The 13,235-nt window shown below is 46.8% G+C and carries 11 protein-coding genes and 1 pseudogene; 10 read left to right on the forward strand and 2 right to left on the reverse strand.

Features of this window, described 5'->3' with window-relative positions; translation table 11 throughout:
* Positions 1-4: 4 nt before the first annotated feature.
* The 7 genes from NSQ73_RS03095 (at position 5) to NSQ73_RS03125 (ending at position 9,114) form a co-directional block, all read left to right on the forward strand.
* A complete protein-coding gene (locus NSQ73_RS03095; RefSeq protein WP_340985351.1) occupies positions 5-1,576 on the forward strand; it encodes an amino acid--tRNA ligase-related protein in 1,572 nt (523 codons plus the stop codon).
* A 49-nt stretch (positions 1,577-1,625) separates the two neighbouring features.
* Entirely contained in the window at positions 1,626-3,035 is a 1,410-nt protein-coding gene (locus tag NSQ73_RS03100; RefSeq protein ID WP_340985352.1) for a hypothetical protein, read from the forward strand.
* On the forward strand, positions 3,013-4,242 hold the full coding sequence (locus NSQ73_RS03105) for an MFS transporter (RefSeq protein ID WP_340985353.1): 1,230 nt from the start codon (positions 3,013-3,015) through the stop codon (positions 4,240-4,242). Before NSQ73_RS03100 ends, NSQ73_RS03105 begins: the two co-directional genes overlap by 23 nt.
* The gene (locus tag NSQ73_RS03110) at positions 4,239-5,156 is read left to right on the forward strand and encodes a hypothetical protein (RefSeq protein WP_340985354.1); all 918 of its coding nucleotides are present in this window, start codon (positions 4,239-4,241) and stop codon (positions 5,154-5,156) included. Before NSQ73_RS03105 ends, NSQ73_RS03110 begins: the two co-directional genes overlap by 4 nt.
* Positions 5,146-6,321 carry a hypothetical protein gene (locus NSQ73_RS03115; RefSeq protein WP_340985355.1) on the forward strand — a complete coding sequence of 392 codons (1,176 nt, stop codon included), beginning with the start codon at positions 5,146-5,148 and terminating at the stop codon, positions 6,319-6,321. Before NSQ73_RS03110 ends, NSQ73_RS03115 begins: the two co-directional genes overlap by 11 nt.
* Entirely contained in the window at positions 6,322-7,197 is an 876-nt protein-coding gene (locus NSQ73_RS03120) for a radical SAM protein (protein WP_340985356.1), read from the forward strand.
* Between the two features lie 330 nt (positions 7,198-7,527).
* The gene (locus NSQ73_RS03125) at positions 7,528-9,114 is read left to right on the forward strand and encodes a peptide chain release factor 3 (protein WP_042139924.1); all 1,587 of its coding nucleotides are present in this window, start codon (positions 7,528-7,530) and stop codon (positions 9,112-9,114) included.
* Positions 9,115-9,234: 120 nt separating this feature from the next.
* Here NSQ73_RS03125 and NSQ73_RS03130 read toward each other — a convergent pair whose 3' ends face one another.
* Positions 9,235-9,471, reverse strand: a complete 237-nt coding sequence (locus NSQ73_RS03130) for a small acid-soluble spore protein SspI (protein ID WP_042139923.1) — start codon at positions 9,469-9,471, stop codon at positions 9,235-9,237.
* A 171-nt stretch (positions 9,472-9,642) separates the two neighbouring features.
* Between NSQ73_RS03130 and NSQ73_RS03135 the strand changes: the two genes are divergently transcribed.
* Complete coding sequence (locus NSQ73_RS03135) at positions 9,643-10,326, forward strand: potassium channel family protein (protein WP_144026190.1); 684 nt, start codon at positions 9,643-9,645, stop codon at positions 10,324-10,326.
* A gap of 321 nt (positions 10,327-10,647) precedes the next feature.
* On the forward strand, positions 10,648-11,445 hold the full coding sequence (locus NSQ73_RS03140) for a TrmH family RNA methyltransferase (protein WP_340985357.1): 798 nt from the start codon (positions 10,648-10,650) through the stop codon (positions 11,443-11,445).
* Positions 11,446-11,615: 170 nt separating this feature from the next.
* Here NSQ73_RS03140 and NSQ73_RS03145 read toward each other — a convergent pair.
* A pseudogene (locus NSQ73_RS03145) lies at positions 11,616-11,780 on the reverse strand (ATP-binding protein); the annotation flags it as partial.
* Between the two features lie 398 nt (positions 11,781-12,178).
* On the opposite strand from NSQ73_RS03145, the gene NSQ73_RS03150 reads away from it, so the two are divergent.
* Positions 12,179-13,225: a LacI family DNA-binding transcriptional regulator gene (locus tag NSQ73_RS03150; RefSeq protein WP_340985358.1), complete on the forward strand. Its 1,047-nt coding sequence runs from the start codon at positions 12,179-12,181 to the stop codon at positions 13,223-13,225.
* Positions 13,226-13,235: the final 10 nt, after the last annotated feature.

Consider the following 13,235-nt stretch of genomic DNA (forward strand, 5'->3'; position numbering starts at 1 on the left):
CTGTATGCTGCACAAGAGAGTCCTTATAGCAGAATTGACTGCGCACTCTGGTGAATATTCATTGGCAGGCTGGGTGAAGGAGATCAAGCCACATGGGTTTATGCTGTGGGATATGACTGGTGAAATTATGATCTGCTGCAATTCTGACCAGTTGCAGATCAGGGATGTAGTTTCAGTTGAGGTTATTTTGGAGAAGGAAGCTGAAGAGACTTGCTCTTCTTTACTTGCAACCAGGCTGGAGGTACTGAATACTTCTACACCAACTGTTACTGCTGATCACATCAAAAGAGAACATACACATCTTAAATTTTTTAATCACAAGAACATCCGGCTGGCCCAAAAAATAAATGATATGGAGCAGCAGATCAGACAATTTCTCGGTGACCGTTACTTCATTGAGACAAGAAATCCGCTGCTCTGGACAAGTGTACAAGAGTACGGCTTCAATGAATTCAAAGTTTATAATGTGCTTTCCCGCCAATTCGAACATACCCTGCTGCAATCCCCTAATATTCTAAATCTGCTGAACAATATAGGCGGTCTGGAACGGATTTTTCAATTCCACCCCTGTTTCCGGCTGTCGGAAGAAAGTACCGAGGTCAAAACGGATGCTTTGGTAGAGTTTACCCAGCTGGCGATTAATTGCGATTTTTGTACAAATGAAGAGGGAAAGGCACTTATTGAAGAAATGCTGAAGCAGCTTTGCCTGAATTGCTTTGATATTGAAATCGCCATTCCGTTTCCGGTGCTGGATTATAAGGAATCTATACGCCTCTATGGCTCTGATAAGCCTGATTTCAGATACCGGAAATTCCTGCAGCCTAAATACACGGAATTCGGCATGGACAGCAGCAGTACATATAAAACACTAATAATTCCTTATTCCCTGCCTGAAACAGTCCTTCAGTTTATTGCGGGCAGAGCCGAGAAACTGCCGGTCTCAGGATATTCAATACTGAGGATTGCTGAAAACCGGCTGTCCCATAGAAATGGCAGAGCGCTTGACCTTGCTCAATTCAAAACCTTTATCGAAGGGATCGCTCCCGTTGATAGAGGAGAAATTCTGCTTATTGAGGGATCGGAGCCGCTAATTTCAGCCTTCTTCTCGTCCATTCTCCGCTCATTAAACAGACGGCAACCAACTGAGAAATATTCCTTCTGCTGGATTGAAAATTACCCGTTTGTTGAAGCAGACACACCTGGACAGGAGCCGCTGGAGGGAATAGGACAGAATATTTTTACGAAGCGGCTGGGGCAGGAAAGTAAAGGAATTGATCTCATTCTTAATGGTGTAGAAATTGCCAGCGGCAGTGAAAAAGAATACAAGGTTAAGGAGTTTTTGCAGTCCCTGAAGCTATTACAGATAAGTGAGGAGCAATATGCCTACTACCTGGACGCTTTGAAAAGCGGTTCACCTCCGGTGTTTACAATAGGCATCGGCTGGGAGAGGCTGCTGTGGAAGCTTATGGACACGCAGGAACTGCAGGACGTGATGATTTTTCCCAAGGATCAGAATGGGCAAAGCTATTTATTCCGGAATAATGGAGCGGTTGCATACGATGAAACCAACGCGTGAATATCTTGTAGACCAGTACATTCAATTATCAAGCTGCCTTTACCCAAGTATGGCTATTAAGTGGGGAATTGACAGACAGGAGCTGTTCATCTTTACGGAGAACAATATCCATAGGATGACTACGGAATACAAGCGGCTCCTGAGGCTGGCGGAAGAACTGGAGGAAGGCGACGAGAAGCCAATACATTCATTGAAGAGGACACTTAAGCTGCGGATATTTGAGCTTGAAGAATTGCAGTCGTGGCGGGCCCCGGCATTCTATATTCAACATTCGTTACGGACAATATCGTTATTAGGGAGAACCTATGAAGCAGTCTTCTCAGCAGATATCCGAAGTGATCTTCTGGGTACATATGTAAGCTCACTGCAACAGTTCTACGCTGCAGCGATCCGGAATTTATCTGAAGCGCCCGTCACTAAGCTGGATTGCATCCTCGGAATTAGACAGCTGGAGGATGAACTGAAGCAGATTCTGCTAATGGCGGGCGGGCTTAGCCTCCCCGGCGGAACGGTGGATATGCTCAAGCAGGAGGCAGAGAAATTCCGGGCATATCTTATTAGCCGGCAAGAGGAGAGCGCTGCCTTTATGCTGGGCATAGGAGAGGAACGCTTTAGAACTTATATCGCGTTGGAATCCGGAATCCGGATGGATTTCCAGCGGTTTTTGAATGATATCGAGACTGAAGTGGGTGAGTATAATTGTACAACGGACAGCGCCCGACATGCTGCCGGGGAAGGGCGTAGTTCGATGTTACCGCTTAAAGCGCAGCTTGAGTATGTGCTTCATGCAGGCAAAGCATTCATAGAGGCCGATACGGAAGAGTTTCTGCAGCATGTTGTTATTTCCGATATGAAGGATCTGAAATACAAACAGCCCGGCCGGTTGGCTTACTTAAAGTCCTATTCTCTGAAAGAAAAAGCGGTAAAGGGTGCCTTGATCTATGACTCGGCGAAATTGAATGATTTTAGTATGACCCTCGGGTTTGTGCATGAGATTTTTCCGGGACATCATTACTCCAAATTCGTCAAATCACGGGAGAATATGATTGAGAGTACGGTAATGGACAATCTGATAATGGAAGAGGGCTGGGCGAAATATTGTGAATATAGCTTTAGCCACTTTATCCTTCAGGATGCGGAATTAATGGCAGAGTTCAGGCAGGGATTAAGAAAATCACTGCTGCTTGCCATATCAACTGTGCTTATACACTGCTGCGGATACAGCTTTAACCAGGCCAGTGACCGGCTTGCCGGCTATTGTGAAGGCCGTGAGTCAGCTTCTCAGCTAAGGAGTATATGTCTGCAAGCCTACAGTGCTCCTATTGAAAGTATTTCCTATGCTTTAGGCTTTGCTGCTGTTCGTTCGGGATTAAAGAAGCATCCGTATATTACGAACGATGATTTTTTGGATCTGTTCAGGAACGGGGAGTTATCATATGAAGAAATTACCAGATCATAAGCAGTACAGCATTTTTGTAGGCGTCATGCTCTCCGGCTACAACCTGGCGGATAAGCTGTACGGAGCAGTGTATATCGTGCTGATGAGCATGAGGGGGATCGATCCGCTGCAGATCAGTATTGTATTTGCAGTGTCTTCATTGTCATTGGCGATTTTTGATTATCCCAGCGGTAATTTATCAGATTTATTCGGACGGAAGAAATTAACCGCTATCGGTTTCTTTACTTGGGGCATAGGCTTATGCCTATTCGCTTTTGCCTCTAATCTCATGCTGTTCATCGTTTCTGCGATCATTATGTCTTTGGGGGTAGCCTTAATCTCTGGATCACCTCAGGCGTGGTATATTGATAAGCTGGATGATCTCGGCATGTTGGATTATAAGAATGTGGTGCTGCCCCGCTTAAACGGCTTTATCTCCGCATTTGCTATTGTCGGTGCTTTTCTGGCAACAGTGAGCAGTAATGTTCACCTTTATCTTCCTGTTGCAATAGCAGGGATTGTGGCCATCGGTCTTGGTATCTACGCCTGGTTCCGGTTCACTGATAACTATGGGGAACGAACTGAAGAGAATATTTTTAAAGAGGTATATAACACCTCAGTAGATTTTGCCAAGAATAAGCTAATGCGGTTTGTCCTGCTGAAAAGCATATTCAGCCATGCAGCATTGCTCGCATTCCTGCTCACCTGGCAGGTATACGGTGTCAATGAACTTCATATGTCAGTAAGCTATCTGGGGATTATTCTAATCGTTTTCATGGCTGTCATGAGTGTATCCAGCTTTTTTGTATCTTTTCTGGCCAAACGGAAAGTCTCTTCCCTTAAAATTATAACAGGTGGCACGTTAATTTCTGCACTGGGGCTGCTGCTTGTAGGATGGTTTCCTAATCCGATTGTATTTGTGGGCGGCTTGATCCTATTCGAGTTCGGGCTGGCTATGGAATCCTCCTGCTTCGGCGCCTGGGTTCAGGATTTTATTCCCAGAAGCAAGCGTGCTACCTTCTCCTCAGGTTTATCCGCACTTAAGTCGCTTGCCGGTTTTGCGATCACCCTGCTCCTTGGCTTGCTGACTGAACGGCTGGGGTACTCCTTTATCTGGTATTTAGGGGCAGTTAGCCTGTTGATTTCTAATGCCGTGTTAATTTATTTTAATGCTAAGTATGTACAAATCGGGATGGTTCAGGCAGAAGGGGAGCAGCCAGCTATATGAAGCAGCAGTTATTCGGTCAAGATCAGGACTTTCTCAGAGAAAGGGAGATCGTTATTATATTTGATCCGCCCGGATCAACTTATATACATACTGTTGTGGAAGAGCTATACACACAGCCGGGAATAGGAAATGGGCTCGTCCGGACAGCTGCTGTCTCCGAATGTATTCAGCCGGAATTCCTGGAGGATTATATCGGACAGAAAGTCTTGTTTATGCTGTTTCCCTTCTCTGAAAATGCATCGACAGTTCCGGCTGTGCATGATTTTATTAATCGTTGTGAAGCGCTGAAGCTGCCTTTGATTCTGATGGATGACCCAACGCTGTATGTACCGCAGCATTACGCAGACGCCGTAGTCCGGTTATACAAAAGAGCCATCAATCTTGATTATGGTGCGCTAAGCAGGAGAAACCGCCAAGTTCAAAGTATTCTGTTACAGGGAACCAGCTACCGGCTCCGCAGTAGCCTAGGAACCGATTTGAAGTTTACAAGAGACCGGGAAAAAGAAATCCTGATGGAAAACTGTCAATTTAGCGAGCATGAACATCTCTTTCAGCTTCCGGGAGGCGAGGTGTTTTTTGCTCCTCAGCCCTATACTGCCCAAGGAGAGCTTATCTACGCTGTTGCTGGAGGGCTGCAGCGCGTGTCCATTCAGGACGGGATGGCCTATTTCAGTTCAGGTGAATATCAGGGTATCCCGGTTCCCTTGGCGGAGTTCGGCATCGGCACTAATGCTGACTTAGCCAACCTGCGGTTTATGCCCAGTTACGAGAAGCTGTGGGGGACCTGTCATCTTGGGTTCGGACATAACCGGAATATGCAGGGGGTATTCGAAAGAGCCTATCACTTTGATATTGTTCTGGAATCGTTCACCTTAAGTATCGATGGGAAAAGTGGTGATTTCTATGATTCATAATCGACAAATTCCGGAGCGAGCGGTGCTGCTGCCGGCATGCCGGGTCTCGGTCATCTGCAGAGCGGCCCTTCTCGCCGTTACATACGAGGCTGTATTTAAGGAGAGTCTGGGTGCACTGGAGTTTATGCTGGATAGCTCCTATACCATCCATCTATTATGTGCTGATGATGAGGAAATAGATTATGAGCGGACGGGAACTCAGGTACGGATTACTGCGTTAAGGCTGTTTAAAAAGATCACCGTTTCCTACAGTAAAAGACAGGGGGATAATTCCTTCCGCCTGCTTCCCGGCAGTATTCATTTTCCCTCTATTACCCCCGGACTGAAGAATAACGCGCATTTGTTCATTGAGAGCGATTTGTCCTTTGTCACCAATGCAGAAAAGATTTGCGGGGAATATACAATCAAAGATTTAAGCTGTTTGGTCATTGCTGATTGTTCTGCGCACAATGAGCGAAAGCTCAATATTGAGATCAGCGGAAGAAGTGTGGCTGTCTCTAAACCGACGCTTTCCTTGTTTGAAAGGGTTGATTTGGCGGGTGAACTCTCGCTATTTTTAGATTTTTATTATTCTCTTTTTAAACGCCGGCTGGAGTGTCGGATCGTCGATATAGTGGATCTGCAGGTCAATGCAATTTCATGTAAAAATCTGATCTTAGTAGATGGTTGTATGGCTGCCAAGCCTCTTGTATTTCTTTATAAGTACCTTTTTCACGAAATCATTCACCAGGAGCTCGGGCTGACTACCGTCTTTGTAGGCCGGGGGCGGCATTGGCTTTTGGAAAGCTTTACGGAGTATCTACAGCTGTGTTATCTAAAAAACAGGTTTGGTGAGGCTTTTTTTGACAGGCAACTTCAATATTACAAGCATTTATTTGAGGCCAATATTGCCGGTACGGACACTACAATTGCCGAATTCGAGCCCCATATGGACGAACAAACATTTTTGGCGCTCATCTGCGGTAAGGGTGTTCTGGCATTTAATGAACTGTTCCAGTCAAAAAATATGGATATGACTATTCTGAAACAGCTCATTGAGCTATTTGATAATTGTGGACGAGTGGTTTCACTTGATTTATTTATTGAGCTTTTAGAGCAATGCACAGGCATGGAGCTATCGGGTTTTGTCAGTGAGTGGATAGGCTCCATTGACAGGAGGGAGTAAATGATTAATCAGCTTGGTTTCATTTTGACGTCCAAATGTAATCTTAAATGCCATTATTGCTATTACAATAATGATATTTACCCCTCTCTTAACGATAATTTAAAGCTTGAAGATATTACCTCGTTTCTGGAGCGTGTAACAGAGGTCATTCCGGTTAAGTCGCTGTTGTTAACCGGTGGTGAACCACTCAGCATGGGATATATTATGGAGCTGATAGTCTTTGCAGGCAGCCGGGTCCGGGATATTATGTTATTGACGAATGGGACGCTTATTACAGAAGAGCTGTTGCAGCAGCTTATAGCACATCGGGTACATCTCGCCATTACCCTTGACAGTCTAAATGAAGCCTATACAGATCAATATCGCGGACGCTATGCAAAAGTAATGGAAGTGCTGCATATGATTTATGAACAGCATTACTCAGATCATGTAGATTTGAATGTAACTGTCTCACCTGAAAATGTGGATCATATTGATGAAGTGATTGCATATGCAGAAGAACGGGGCTTCGGTGTAAACCTAAATCTCATGGATTCTGAAGATCTGTTGTCTTGGAACAAAGCCTCAACGCCGGAAATAGATAAGGCACTGACGGTGTTTAAGGGGTTTTATGCGTTTGAGGAGCGTCAGTACCATTACAAACTTGCGGAATTTACTTTGAAAAAGCAGACGCGGATAATTCCCAAATGTTATTTCTCAGCAAAAACGCTGATTATTGATTCCGATAGAACAATCTATCCGTGTTTTCACAATAAATCTCCTCTAGGCCAAACTACTGATTCTGTCCTAGAGATTATGGATAAGCATGGAGAATTCATTACCCGGCATCAGTCGTGCTTTAATTGCTACAGGAATGCTTGCTTCTCCTTATTCTGATACAGAAAAGGCACTGATAATTAATCGGTGTCTTTTTTGTACTGTTAAATACGAAGCTTCCAGGCTTTTTGTGAACTTGTAGAACTTATTTCAGTTCCGCTGCTTTTTTGTAGATAATGTTTGCCGGATTTTGCTATACTAAAAAGGATGCTTTCAAAATAAAGAATTTCTAGGCAAGGCGCCATAAAATATCCTATAAACCGTACTTCAACGATGTAACGATGAATTCTACGTGAAAGGATCTGGACGAATGAGTAGTGCACCGATTTGATGAAATCCGGTAATTGAAGCAGAAGCATGGATGAATTTATATATGAAGGGATATGTGTAATGAATAAGGCACCGGACCACAAGCTTCAGAGTGAAGTAGACAAACGCAGAACCTTTGCGATTATTTCCCACCCGGATGCGGGTAAAACAACGCTGACCGAGAAACTGCTCCTCTTCGGGGGCGCTATCCGCTTAGCAGGAACAGTCAAAGCCCGTAAGGCAAGCAAGCACGCCACAAGTGACTGGATGGAAATTGAGAAGCAGCGCGGGATCTCCGTCACTTCTTCCGTCATGCAGTTTGATTATCTGGACCACCGGGTGAACATTCTGGATACCCCGGGTCACCAGGATTTCAGTGAAGACACTTACCGTACGCTTACTGCGGCTGACAGTGCGGTCATGCTGATCGACGTTGCCAAGGGCGTGGAAACACAGACGATCAAGCTGTTCCAGGTCTGTGCCAAGCGGGGCATTCCGATCTTCACCTTCATCAACAAGCTGGACCGTGAAGGCCGCAATCCATTTGAGTTGATGGAAGAGCTGGAAAATGTACTGGGTATCCGCTCTGTGCCGATGAACTGGCCGATCGGCATGGGCCGTGAGCTGTGCGGCGTATACGACCGGATGAAGAATCAGGTTGAGCTGTTCCAGGGCGACGATCATTCCGTGATCAGAGTACAAAAAGTGGAAAGCTACCGCGATCCGATCATCCGCGAGATGGCCGGAGAATACCTGCATGACCAATTATGTGCGGATCTGGAGCTGCTGGATGTAGCGGGTGATCCGTTTGACTATGAGAAAGTACTTCGCGGAGAGATTACCCCGGTATTCTTCGGCAGTGCGATCAACAACTTCGGCGTGCAGACCTTCCTCGATAACTTCCTGGATCTTGCACCGAAGCCTGAACCGCGCCGCAGTACAGCTGGATCTGTTGAACCGACAAATGAGAAATTCACCGGCTATGTGTTCAAAATCCAGGCTAACATGAACCCGGCTCACCGTGACCGCATTGCCTTCCTGCGCATTGTGTCCGGCAAGTTCGAGCGTGGCATGAGTGTGAAGCATGTGCGTGCCGGCAAAGACATCAAGCTGTCCCAGCCGCAGCAGTTCCTGGCCCAGGACCGCGATATTGTAGAAGAGGCGTATCCGGGTGATATTATCGGTCTGTTTGACCCGGGTATCTTCCGGATTGGCGACACGCTGAGTCAGGCAGGGGATATCGAATTCGATGAGCTGCCGACCTTCTCACCGGAGATTTTCTCCAAAGTAAGCATTAAGAATGCGCTGAAATCGAAGCAGTTCCAGAAGGGTATTGACCAGCTGACCGAAGAGGGCATGATTCAGGTGTTCCGTACGGTGAACTTCGATGATATCCTGCTGGGTGTCGTCGGACAGCTGCAGTTCGAGGTGTTCGAGTACCGCATGAAGGGCGAGTACGGCGTAGATGTCCAACTGCAGCGGATGAGCTACCAGTTCGCACGCTGGATTGTGGATGACACCAAGCCGGATGCAAGCAAATTCCGGATCAACTCCACACTGGTTACCGATAAGAAGGGTAATTATGTAGTGCTGTTCGAGAACGAATACGCCATGCGGACCGCGATGGAGAAGAATCCGACGGCTAAATTCCTGGAAACCGCGCCTTGAAAAGTACAGTTGAAGTAGGATAAGCTGACCGCTTGTTCCATTGTTTGTTATAAAAAACCTCCGCGATCCACTGTGCAGCTGCACATGTGGAGGCGGAGGTTTTTGGCGGAATGAACCTCTTTAGGACGTGATGGACCCTGGCGTGAGCTTCTCCAGATGTCTGTGCAGCATGGAGAGCACCCGGTCCTGCTTGGCGGGATCAAGGTCCTTCCAGATCATTTCGAAGACAACGCCGAGTCCGGGAAGCGCGGCTTCCGGCCCGTCCACGGAGTTCTCGATCACTTCCCGCAGACCTTCCTCGGTCTGTCCGTGAATCTTGTGTACAATAGCCTGGCGCAAATCAATGGTGACTGGCATAATCGACCTCCTTAAGTTTTGTTGGCATAGGCTTCCTGGCTCAGCTTCGCAAAACTGGCTTCGGGAGCATGCGCTTAGGTTTTGTTAGCATAGGCTCTTAATAAGGTGCCCTGCGGCAGCGCTGAAAATTCAAGTTTATAACGGCTTATGCTATACTGTTTGAGATGCAAAATGCGGGCGGGAGGGACAACAATTATGGCAAAAAAACAATATGCCGTCATCGGAATGGGACGTTTCGGCTCAAGTGTAGCCAAGGCGCTCAGCGGTATGGGCTTTGACGTACTGGCCATTGATGCGGATGAGCAGCGTACCCAGGAAATTTCGAATATTGTTACTCATGCCGTATCCGCGGATTCGACCGATGAAGAGGCACTGCGTGCACTCGGTATCCGTAACTTCGATGTGGTGGTTGTCGCGATTGGCGAAGATATTCAGGCCAGTATTCTAACCACGCTGATTCTGAAGGATCTTGGCGTGCCTGCAATTCTGGTTAAGGCCAAAAGCGAGCTGCACGGCAAGGTGTTGAGTAAAATCGGAGCAGATAAGGTAATCTACCCTGAACGGGATATGGGCATGCGGGTGGCGCATCATCTGGCCTCGCCGAACATCCTTGATTATATAGAGCTGTCGCCGGACTACAGCATTCTGGATATGAAAGTCTCCGGGCCGATGCTCGGCAAGAATTTGCAGGAGCTTAACATTCGTGCCAAATATGGCTGTAACGTGATGGCTATCCGCCGGGGTGAGGAAATGAATATTTCCCCCAGAGCGGAAGATCGTCTGAGCGAGGGCGATGTACTTGTCATCGTCGGCCGGAAGGACAACCTGACGAAGCTGGAAATGGCTTATCAATAGGGCTGTATGGATGAAGTGATTACAGGTACAGGCCAGGTTCAAGTACAGATATTAGTACAGGTAGGTAGGGTTAGTTGTATTTTGTGCAGTTATTTTAAATGAATTAATCCGTTATTTGCAAATAGATGTATCTGGTACAACTAAATTTACACAAATGGCGGAATTTTACTCCAACCGCTACTTTTAGTTGTACAGACTGCAGTTAAAAGGGGATTTGCTGCGGAAAGGCAGTTTTTAGTTGCACTAACTACAGTTAAGCCGCCCGGTTGGTGTAGCATACTTAAAATCAGGAATCTGCAAGCAACAGAAAGGTAGGACCTCATGGAAATTATGTCGCCGCAGAATACGCGGGTGAAGGAATGGGCTGGACTGCAGGAGAAGAAGCACCGCGACAAGTCCGGTAAATATATCGTAGAAGGCATCCATCTGGTGCAGGAGGCGTTGCAGGCGGAAGCAGATGTGGAATGCCTGGCCTTTGATCTGGATAAGGGCATGCCGTCCGAGCTGAAGCCTCTGCTTCAGGCCGTGCAGGGCATGGAGGTAATTGGCGTGTCAGCAGCGGTGATTGCGAAGTGCAGCAGCACGAATACACCGCAGCCGGTGTTTGCCGTTGTACGCAAGGAGCAGCAGGGCGTGGAGGCCATCCTGGCGAAGCCGGATAGTCTGGTTGTTGTGCTGGACGGGGTCCAAGACCCTGGCAACGTGGGCACAATCATCCGCAGTGCCGATGCGGCAGGTGCGGACGGGGTGATCCTCGGCCAAGGCTGCGCCGATCTCTTCAATCCGAAGACCATCCGTTCCACGATGGGCTCGATGTTCCATCTCCCGGTAGTGGAGGGAGATCTCGGCACGATTCTGCCGCAGGCGCGGGAACGCGGGGCGCTGCTGGTCAGCACTTCGCTGACAGGTGAAGATTCCTGCTACACCCATGACTTCCAGGGCAGCCAGTGGCTGCTGATCGGCAGCGAAGGCAAAGGCATCTCGCCGGAGACGGCAGCCCTTGTCGACAAGAGCATCATCATCCCGATGGCCGGCCGCGCCGAATCGCTGAACGCGGCGATGGCGGCGACGATCCTTTTATTTGAGGGGATGCGGCAGCGGGGGAGTCACGGGAAGTAGACTAAATTGTTGTGTGAGTTGTAATTCATCTTGTCACCGTTTGTAACGTAGTTTGTCACTGGTTTGTAACGATTTCTGGCACAAGTATCTCAGTCCTGATGGTCAAGAAACTCTTGATTATCAGGGCTTTTTTTAAAATGTGACTGAGAATTATCAAAGTTGCTCTAAATGCCTCGGTGTAGCTCGGCAATATTTCTGGCAATGGACAAGCCGAGACCAGCTCCCGTTTGGATTCCCTCGCTATTTCTTGAATAGTCAACCTTATAAAAACGCTCAAATAGCCGGTCCATTTTTTCTTCTGATAGAGGAATCCCTTTATTCTCAATTTCGATAATGCTGTATTCAGCATCAGTTATTAGCTGTACTAGCTGTGCCAAATCAACTCTCTTTAGATTTAACTGGGAGTCAACTTTATCCTGATAAGATTCTGTACGAAGAAGTTCATTAGGGATTGGAATACCAAAAGGGCCTAGCGTAAAAGCAAGATAAAAAAACAGATATCCATACTGATTTAATTAACTCTAAGATCGAATGACCAGCCAACATGCCATCCCCTCAGCTCACTTCGATACAGAAATACTAACTAAAATTTCTGAGGAATTAGGTAGGAGAATTCTAAAGAATTTCTGAAGGGAGGGCTAGACTCTGCATAGCTCAAAATTACATTTGAATGTCAAGTCGTGTTAATGATACAATGTGTGCGCAATGTAAAACGTTTAAATAGGGTGAAGGTATGAAGAAAATCGGAATTAAAGATATTGCCTTGCGCGCAAATGTATCCACCGCGATAGTATCATATGTGATGAATGGTACCCGTAATGTGAAGCCTGAGACGAAAGAGCGGGTCTTGAAGGTAATTGAAGAGTTTAATTACAGGCCTAACGCGATTGCCCAAAGCCTTAAGAGCAGAAGAACGAATACGATCGGAGTTATTGCGGAAGACATAACGGTCTTTAACACGCCGGAAATTATTGATGGAATAAATGATTATGCAGAGCAACATGATATGCATATCCTGTTAACCAACCTGCGGCTGCAAAAAAAGGTAGGCTACAATTATGCGGATACCGCTACCTACCAGAAGCATGCACAAAATGCGGTATCAGACCTAGTATCCAATCAGGTTGAAGGAATCGTATATATTGGCGTGCATCCCCGTGATTTAACGGGATTAATTCATACGAATGACAAGCCGATTGTCTATACGTATTGCTACGCGCAGAATGAGTGTTCTATTCAGTATAATGATGAACAGGCCTCCTATGATGCCATCCAGTATTTAGTCAGCAAAGGGCATTCTCGGATTGCGGTCATCAGCGGCTTAATGGATTCGATCCCTTCGAGACTGCGGTTTAACGGGTATTACAAAGCATTGACGGAATTTCAGCTGTATTTCGACCCGCAGTTTATCAAAGTAGGCGACTGGGGAGGGGAGTCAGGCTATCAGTTATTAGGTGAGCTTATGGAATTGCCCGACCCGCCTACGGCTATTCTTGTGATGAACGATTTGATGGCTGCCGGTGCCCTGAGAGCTGCAGCTGAACGCGGGATCTCCATACCTAGGGAGCTGTCGGTTGTCGGTTTTGATAACCGGGAATTCAGCGCTTATCTGAATCCCCGAATTACGACGATGGATTTACCGCTGCATGATATGGGGATATTGGCGATGAAGACTCTATGTAACAGGATTAGCGGAAAAGAGGAGACAATAGAGGAACCTCCGTTATGCAAACTGATTGAGCGGGATTCTGTAGCCGGGCCAAGAACCTCTATTAAATAATAATTGCGGG

The sequence above is a fragment of the Paenibacillus sp. FSL R10-2736 genome, from assembly GCF_038000245.1.
In the GTDB taxonomy this organism is placed as follows: Bacteria; Bacillota; Bacilli; order Paenibacillales; family Paenibacillaceae; genus Paenibacillus_AQ; species Paenibacillus_AQ phytohabitans.

Coding starts and splice junctions, on each gene's coding strand:
- NSQ73_RS03120 (WP_340985356.1), top strand. CDS start 6,322: ATGATTAATCAGCTTGGTTTCATTTTGACGTCCAAATGTAATCTTAAA.
- NSQ73_RS03130 (WP_042139923.1), bottom strand. CDS start 9,471: ATGCCAGTCACCATTGATTTGCGCCAGGCTATTGTACACAAGATTCAC.
- NSQ73_RS03110 (WP_340985354.1), top strand. CDS start 4,239: ATGAAGCAGCAGTTATTCGGTCAAGATCAGGACTTTCTCAGAGAAAGG.
- NSQ73_RS03115 (WP_340985355.1), top strand. CDS start 5,146: ATGATTCATAATCGACAAATTCCGGAGCGAGCGGTGCTGCTGCCGGCA.
- NSQ73_RS03140 (WP_340985357.1), top strand. CDS start 10,648: ATGGAAATTATGTCGCCGCAGAATACGCGGGTGAAGGAATGGGCTGGA.
- NSQ73_RS03100 (WP_340985352.1), top strand. CDS start 1,626: ATGGCTATTAAGTGGGGAATTGACAGACAGGAGCTGTTCATCTTTACG.
- NSQ73_RS03150 (WP_340985358.1), top strand. CDS start 12,179: ATGAAGAAAATCGGAATTAAAGATATTGCCTTGCGCGCAAATGTATCC.
- NSQ73_RS03135 (WP_144026190.1), top strand. CDS start 9,643: ATGCGGGCGGGAGGGACAACAATTATGGCAAAAAAACAATATGCCGTC.
- NSQ73_RS03095 (WP_340985351.1), top strand. CDS start 5: ATGCTGCACAAGAGAGTCCTTATAGCAGAATTGACTGCGCACTCTGGT.
- NSQ73_RS03105 (WP_340985353.1), top strand. CDS start 3,013: ATGAAGAAATTACCAGATCATAAGCAGTACAGCATTTTTGTAGGCGTC.
- NSQ73_RS03125 (WP_042139924.1), top strand. CDS start 7,528: ATGAATAAGGCACCGGACCACAAGCTTCAGAGTGAAGTAGACAAACGC.